Source organism: Phenylobacterium sp., from assembly GCF_036264965.1.
Lineage (GTDB): Bacteria > Pseudomonadota > Alphaproteobacteria > Caulobacterales > Caulobacteraceae > Phenylobacterium.
Map to the genome: position 1 here is coordinate 22,057 of NZ_DATAPY010000061.1, position 7,424 is coordinate 29,480.

The window sequence follows — 7,424 nt, forward strand, 5'->3', positions numbered from 1 at the left end:
CCGAGCCACGAGCGCGACAGCATGCATCCCAGACCAGGACGCCGCCATCGGACGGCCGCCGCCGTTCTGATCGCGTTGGCCGCCGCCGGCCACGCCGCGGCGTCCGACTGCCCGCCCGCGCCGCCGGCCGTCCGCGACATCAAGGCGATCGGCTACTATTCCGACGCGGCGAAGTCCGTGGTCGATGACGCCAGGTTCAAGGCGAACCTGGCGCTGACCAAGCCGCTGAACGACTTCAACAAGACGGTCTCCGGCCTGTCGGACGCCTACTTGGCCCAGGGAGACGCTGCGGCCGGCGCCTGCGCGGTCGCCTGGCTTGACGGCTGGGCGCGCGACGGCGCGTTGCTGGGCCAGATGCTGCGCGTCAACAACGATCAGCCCGACTATCTGCGCCAGTGGGTGCATGCGGGCGCCGCGATCGCCTATCTGAAGGTGAAGCCCGCCGCCTCGGCGCCGCAGCGCGCGCGCATCGAGGCCTGGCTCAAGGCGGTGGCCGCCAGCAGCATGGCCTATTGGGACAACCCCAAGAAGGCGCGCAACAACCACTATTATTGGACCGGCGTCGGGGTGATGGCGACGGCGATCGCCGACGGCGACCCGCAGCTCTTCAACCAGGCCAAGGCGATCTATCGCCTCGGCGTCGATGACATCAAAGATGACGGCTCGCTACCCCTGGAGATGGCCCGCGGCGAGCGGGCGTTCCACTATCACAATTACGCCCTCGACCCGTTGGTGCTGATGGCCGAGATGGCCCGTCGGCGCGGCGAGGACTGGTACGGCTATCGCAACCATCGCATCGACCTGCTCGCCGACCGCGTCGCGGCGGGCTACGCCGACCCGAGCTGGTTTGCGCGCAGCGCTTCGACGCCTCAGGCGCCGCAAGACGCCAAGCCGATCGGCGAGACGGGGTGGGTGGAGTTCTATCGGCTGCGCGCCGTGCATCCGGAACGGTTCGAAGCGCTGCACGCCGCTGGACCCTACGATGACCCAAGAGCCGGCGGTGACCTGACGCTCATGGCCAAGCAAGGTCTGTTCGATGCGAAGTGAACGCGCCGCCTTGGCCCTTGCGGTATCCATTGCCGTTGTGGCGCCTGCGCAGGCTGCGGGCGCGGAAGGCCTTGACGGACGCGGGGCCGTCTATGCGACCGCCCCGCCGATGGACGAGACGGTCAACGGGCGAATTCTTCCGCGGATCGAGGCGCAGCTGGACGAACTGGCGACCGCGAAAAGCGACATGACCTTGGATGGCGTCAGGGTCTTCGATGGCCATGACAGATTTCTTCCCGGCAAGATCGCCGTGGGCATGGCCTATGCGCTGCTGGCGACGCCGCGGACCGATCCCAGGTTCGCCGCCTATCTCGCGGATTTCCGAAGCCTCGCCGATCTGACCGTCGATCAGCCCAACGACACCTGGGGCATCTACTACTACGTCGAAGCGCTGTGGATGTTGAAGAAGGCCGGTCTGCTTGACCAGGCGGTCTCCGCCGAAACCCTGGCCAAGCTGAGGATCAAATTGGACTGGCGGACCTTCGTGCGTCCGGACCTCACGCTTATCGACCTGCCGAACAACTACTACGGGGTCGCCTTCAGCGTGGCGCGCCTGCGCAACCTGCTTGGCTGGGAAGACGGACAGGCGAGCGAGCGGCTGCTGGCCAAGATGCTCGACCACTACGGGCGCTATTCGGGTCGGTTCGGTTTCGCCGACGAGACGGATGGCGAGGGACGCTTCGACCGCTATAGCGTCCTGCTGATCGGCGAGATCGCCCAGCGCTTCATCGAAACCGACACGCCGCCGCCGCCGGAACTCAAGGTCTGGCTGCGCAGGTCCGTCGACCTGATGCTGCCGCGTTTCAACATGCGCGGCGAGGGCTTCGAATACGGCCGCAGCATCGGCGCCTATGGCGAAACCTGCTTCCTGGAGGTGATGACCGCGGCCGCCAAGTACGGCGTGCTGACGCCCCGCGAAGAGACGATGGCCTACGCCTTCTCGTCCCGCATCACCGCCCGGTACGCGGACTTCTGGTACGACCCACAGATGGGGTCGGTGAACCTTTGGCGGCATGGGCGTCGAACCGACGACTATCGCGGACTGAACCGTATCCTCGGTGAGAATCTCAGCTTGGGGCGGCAATACATCTACACCGACGCCATCTGGAACGATCTGGGCTTCAAGGGCAAAGCCCCCGACCCAGCCTACGCGGGCTGGCTACGCGCCCTGCCGAAGCGGACGGTCACCTGGTTCGCCAAGGGTGAATACGATCGCCTTCTGATCACGCTGCGTGACGGCGACTGGGTCATCGGGCTTCCGCTGATCAACGGCGGCGCCGGCGAGCACATGACGAACCCCTATTTCCCGGCCCCGTTCTCGCCGGGCTTGCTGTCCGGCGTCGCCGACAGCCAAGCCCCGAACCTCGTTCCGCGCCTGACGCTGGCGGATGGTTCGGCGCTGATGCCCCTGGCTTTCTTCAAGCATGTGCAGGTCAGCGGGCGCGGCGCGATAACGCGAGTGTCCTGGCTTCAGACGGAGCTCGACCGGATGGGCCAGAAGGCGCCCGTCGCGGATGGGCGGCTGTCGGTCAAGACCAGCTACTCATTCTCGCCAGGCCGCATCACGCGCACCGACGAATTCCGGCCGACCGCCGGCCCGGTCGAGCTCAAGGCCGTCGACCTGGAGTTCGGCTCCTATTCCGGCGGCGCGGTCATCGAAGGCGGCGCGGCACGCTTCGCCAGCGGCGGCGTCACCTCATTCAAGGTCGACGGGCTCGATGGGTGCGCCAGCGAGCCTTTCGCGAGCCCCGAGGACGGCCACACGCCCGTTGGCCCGCTGGCGAGCCGCATTGTGTGCAAGTCCGGAGCAAGGCGCCTGACGGGTCCGCTCGTGGTCCGCTGGACGATGACCTACCGCTGACTCGGCCGCTGACCCGGCGGCGGCATGGCCGCCGCGGGGATAATCGCCCCCACATGCTGCACGACGCGGGCGGCCACGGCGTGACCGGCCGCGACGCCGCGCTCGAAGGGTTCGCCCTTCAGCCAGGCTGAGATGTAGCCGGCGTTGAAGCTGTCGCCGGCGCCGGTGGTGTCGATCGCCTGGATCGGTGGCGGCGCGGGCAAGCGGTGGGCCTTGCCGTCGAGGTAGACCGTCACGGTCCGGTCCTCGGCGCGGGCGACGACCTCAGGACAGAGCCGCGCCCAATCGGCGGCCACGTCGTCCAGCGGGCGAAGTGTCAACGCCTCCACGTCCTGGCCGCTGGCCGAGACCAGCCGGCAGTAGGGGATGACCGCCTCCATGGCGGCCAGAGCCGCATCCCGCGAGGGCCAGAGGCTGGGGCGATAATTCGAGTCGAAGGCGATCTTCACGCCGGCCGCCGCCAGGTCCGCGAGGATCGCCAGCAACTTGGCCCGGCCCGCCTCGCCGATCACCGCCAAGGGAATGCCGGAGACATAGACAAGGTCCGCGCCACGCAATGCGGTCGTGAAGGCGCTGACGTCGGCGATGTCGAAGAATTGCCGGAACGGCGCCTGTTCGCGCCAGAAGAAGAACGATCGCTCGCCCTGCGCATCGCGCTGGATGGTGTAGAGGCCGGGCAGGCGGCCAGGCGCGCGGGTGACCAGCTCGGCGCCGATGCCCTCGGCGGCCATCAGGCCGAGGATGGCGGTGCTGAAGGGGTCGCCGTCGCCCAGCGCGGTGGCGAGGCTGACCTGGGTTCCCAGCCGGCGAAGGTAGACGGCGGTGTTGAACACGTCGCCCGCATAACCAATGACAGCGGAGCCGGAGCCTGTAAGGCTGACCTCCACCATGACTTCGCCGAAGCCCACGACCCCGCCCATGCCCGCTCCGCAACCGCTCAAGACCGATGGCGTCGAGACTAGCCGATGCGGCGTGAAGAACCTAAGCCTTAGCCTTGTAAACGAAGCCATTTTAGAGCTGGACGGAGGAGGCCGAGATGATCGGTATGTCGCGTAGAGGCCTGATCGGGGCGGGCCTGGCGGCCGGCGCCGTCGGGGTTGCGGGCGCCGCCGGAGCGGCGAGCCCGAAAGGGCCGTTCTTTAGAGGCAATAACCTGTCGGTCGGGCTGCAGCTGTATACGCTGGGCGCCGATCTGGCGGCGGACCTGGACGGCATGCTGGGGCAGGTGGCGAAGATCGGCTACCGCACCGTGGAGACGGCGGGTTACGTGGGCCGCACCCCGCAGCAACTGCGCGCGGCTTTCGACAAGGCGGGCTTGAGCTGCACCAGCGCCCACGTTCCGGCGACCGCAGCGGCCGGCCAGCCGAGCTGGGCCAATATCGATCAGGTGATCGCCGACGCGAAGGTGATCGGCTTCGCCCATGTGGTGCTGCCGATGTTCGAGGTCCCGAAGCGGATCGCGTCGGTCCACATCGAGGGCGAGTCGACGGCCGATTCGCGCGAGCGGATGGTCAGAAGCCTGACGGTCGATGACTGGAAGGGCACGGCCGACCTCCTGAACGCCAAGGGCAAGGCGCTGAAGGCCGCGGGCCTGACGGCCGGCTACCATAACCACAACATCGAGTTCGCGCCGGTGGGTGGGACGACCGGACTGGAGATCCTGCTGAAAGGCACGGACCCGGCGCTGGTGTCGTTCGAGATGGACGTGGGCTGGGTGGTGGCCGCCGGTCATGACCCCTTCGCGCTCTTGAAGACGCACGCCGGGCGCTTCAAGCAGATGCATGTGAAGGACGTGAAGGCGACGACTAAGACCAACTTCGCCTTCCGCCAGGACCCGACCGAGGTGGGCTCCGGGATCATCGACTGGAAGAAGCTGTTGCCGGCGGCCTATGCCGAGGGCGTGCGCGGCTTCTTCGTCGAGCAGGAGCCACCCTTCGAACGCCCGCGGATCGAGGCGGCGAAGCTCTGCTTCGATTACCTGAACGCTGTGGTGGCCTGAGCGCCAACCCAAGGGCGAGCATAGACAAACCGTTACGACGGGGCCTAAGAGGCGCGCGTCACGGTCACGTTCTGGCCGCGATCGTCCGCGGCCCATCTGCGGGCGCCTATCCTGCGCGCCGATGCCCTTCGGGGCTTAATCGGGAACGCAGTAGGGGGCTTCTTTCGCTCCTGATCTGCGGCTGTCCCTGCAACTGTAAGCGGTGAGTGCAGACGTCTTCGGTGGGGGAGTTCTCCCGCCAGCCACTGGGCCGAAACGCCCGGGAAGGTCGGCGTCTGACGCGATGACCCGTGAGCCAGGAAACCGGTCGGTGCGTGTCGCTCGAGCTTTCGGATCAGTGTGAATCCGGGGCGCGGTCTTCCGTCTGAGCGACGAGCAGAAGCGGCGGGGAGCCGTTTCGACCGGTCCGGCCTGGCGCGCCATCGCGTCCGCGCCGCCGGTCCGTCGGCCCCGAGGGCTCAAAGCCCATGGGGAGGCTCTCCGCAGTCGTTCAGACGCAAGGCAACGGAGGGCTTCAGATGCCCAGATACCTCTCGATTCCCCGACTCTTTTGGGGCGCCAGTCTCCTGGCGCTTAACGCCGCGGCGCCGTTCTACGCGATCGCCGCGGAGGCTCCAGCGCCGGCGGCGACCATCGTCGATCCGCTGGTGGTCACCGCGTCCCGCTCCGGCGATGCGACGCCCAGCGACCTGGTGGCGGCGTCCGTCACCGTCATCGATGACGAAGCCCTGCAGCAGCGCCAGACGGTGGTGGTGTCCGACGTCCTGCGCGATGTGCCGGGCGTCGCGGTCAGCCGCACGGGCGGCGTGGGCGGCATGACCCAGGTCCGCCTTCGCGGCTCAGAGGGCAACCATACCCTGGTGCTGATCGACGGGATCAAGGCGTCCGACCCGTTCTTCGACGAATATGATTTCGGCACGATCATCGCCGACGAGGCCGCCCGGATCGAAGTGCTGCGCGGCCAGCAGTCCTCGCTCTACGGTTCGGACGCCATTGGCGGCGTGATCAGCTACACCACGCTGACGGGCGCTGAGGCGCCGGGGATCCGACTGCGCGTCGAAGGCGGCTCGATGGGGACCTACGCCGGCGGCGCGCGGGTCGCGGGCGTCGACGGCGACCTGGACTACGCGCTTGCGGCCAGCGGCCTGCACACGGACGGCTATCCGGTGGCGGTCGGCGGGCGCCGCGATGTGGGCTCGGACAGCGCAGGCGCCTCGGCCAAGCTGATCTGGTCGCCGCTCGCCAACCTGCACGTCACCGCGGTCGGCCGCTTCAGTCACACCGACGCCGACACCGACGACAGCGACGAGAACAGCGCCAGCAAGACCTTCGGCCTGACCGTGGATTCACCGGGGACGCACTTCGTCAACGACGCCTTCTACGGCCTGGTGAAGGGCGAGCTCGCCTCAATGGACGGGCGCTTCACCAACGCACTGAGCGCCCAGGTGGCCGACACCCGGCGCAGCGAGTTCGACGTCGCCAATTCCCTTGCGCCCGCCGCCGGCCAGCCGATCGTCAAGACCGGCGGCGACCACGGCACGCGGTTCATCGAGTCCTACGAGGGCGCGTTCCGCTTTGGCGACGAGCATATGAAACAGCGGATCACCGTGGCCTTCGACGCCGAACAGAACACCTCGCAGACCACCGTCTCGCCGTTTGGCGGATTCACCGGCAAGGAACATCTGGACGACACCGGCCTGGTGGGCGCCTACGATGTTACGGTGGACGATCGCGCGGCCTTCGGCGCCTCGGTCCGACACGACTGGAACAACCGCTTTTCCGACGACACCACCTACCGCGTCCAGGCGAGCTATCGCTTCGATGAGGGGACGCGGTTGCACGCGGCGGCGGGATCGGGCGTGAAGGACCCGAGCTTCAGCGAACTGTTCGACTTCTTCGCCGGGCGCTTCATCGGCAACCCGAACCTGAAGCCGGAGCGGTCAGAGGGCTGGGAGGTCGGCGTCGACCAGACGTTCCTGAACGGTCAGGCCCATGTCGGGGCGACGTATTTCGATGACCGGCTGACCGACCAGATCACCACTAGCTTCGCCACCGGCGTCGCTATGCCGGTGAACCTGGCCGAGACGGACAAACAGCGGGGCCTCGAACTGTTCGCCGATGCGCGGCTGGGGGCCGACTGGCGGCTGGACGGCGCCTACACCTATCTTGACGCCCCGCAGACGCAGTCGGTGATCCAGGCCGGCAAGTTCACGACCTTCGACGGCCAGGCGGTCCGGCGCGCCAAGGACATCGCCAGCGCCAACCTCACCTGGACGCCGCCGGGCACGCCGTTCAGCGGCACGCTGACGGTTCGCTACAACGGCAAGCAGTTCGACGAGGCCTTCACCGACCCGTCGTTCACGCCGGTGCTGGTGAACCTCAAGGCCTTCACCCTGGTGAACCTGGGCGCGACCTGGAAGATCAACCCGACGGTCGAGCTCTATGGACGGATCGAGAACCTGTTCGACCAGAGCTACCAGGAAGTCTTCAGCTTCGCCGCGCCGGGCCGGGCGGCCT

Annotated in this window: 5 protein-coding genes and 1 riboswitch; of the genes, 4 read left to right on the forward strand and 1 reads right to left on the reverse strand. The window is 67.6% G+C overall.

The window, feature by feature from the left end; translation table 11 throughout:
• Positions 1-21 precede the first annotated feature (21 nt).
• Together VHS75_RS08590 and VHS75_RS08595 are read left to right on the forward strand one after the other, a co-directional pair.
• Positions 22-1,047, forward strand: coding sequence for an alginate lyase family protein (locus VHS75_RS08590; RefSeq protein WP_329638195.1), 1,026 nt, complete (start codon positions 22-24; stop codon positions 1,045-1,047).
• Positions 1,048-1,156: 109 nt separating this feature from the next.
• Positions 1,157-2,908 (forward strand): hypothetical protein, encoded by a 1,752-nt coding sequence (locus tag VHS75_RS08595; protein ID WP_329638196.1) that lies wholly within the window; start codon positions 1,157-1,159, stop codon positions 2,906-2,908.
• On the opposite strand, the gene VHS75_RS08600 is transcribed toward VHS75_RS08595, so the two are convergent.
• Entirely contained in the window at positions 2,899-3,828 is a 930-nt protein-coding gene (locus tag VHS75_RS08600; RefSeq protein WP_329638197.1) for a sugar kinase, read from the reverse strand. The two genes, VHS75_RS08595 and VHS75_RS08600, sit on opposite strands and share 10 nt — an antisense overlap.
• Positions 3,829-3,944: 116 nt before the next feature.
• Here VHS75_RS08600 and VHS75_RS08605 point away from each other — a divergent pair, with 116 nt between their 5' ends.
• Both VHS75_RS08605 and VHS75_RS08610 read left to right on the forward strand, forming a co-directional pair.
• On the forward strand, positions 3,945-4,907 hold the full coding sequence (locus VHS75_RS08605; RefSeq protein WP_329638198.1) for a sugar phosphate isomerase/epimerase: 963 nt from the start codon (positions 3,945-3,947) through the stop codon (positions 4,905-4,907).
• A 102-nt stretch (positions 4,908-5,009) separates the two neighbouring features.
• Positions 5,010-5,233: riboswitch (cobalamin riboswitch) on the forward strand.
• Positions 5,234-5,425: 192 nt separating this feature from the next.
• Positions 5,426-7,424: TonB-dependent receptor plug domain-containing protein (locus tag VHS75_RS08610; protein ID WP_329638199.1), on the forward strand; the 1,999-nt coding region annotated here is incomplete at its 3' end.

Excerpts from the sequence above, each read along its gene's own strand:
- VHS75_RS08590 (WP_329638195.1), top strand. The coding sequence starts at position 22 with ATGCATCCCAGACCAGGACGCCGCCATCGGACGGCCGCCGCCGTTCTG.
- VHS75_RS08600 (WP_329638197.1), bottom strand. The coding sequence starts at position 3,828 with ATGGGCGGGGTCGTGGGCTTCGGCGAAGTCATGGTGGAGGTCAGCCTT.
- VHS75_RS08605 (WP_329638198.1), top strand. The coding sequence starts at position 3,945 with ATGATCGGTATGTCGCGTAGAGGCCTGATCGGGGCGGGCCTGGCGGCC.
- VHS75_RS08595 (WP_329638196.1), top strand. The coding sequence starts at position 1,157 with ATGGACGAGACGGTCAACGGGCGAATTCTTCCGCGGATCGAGGCGCAG.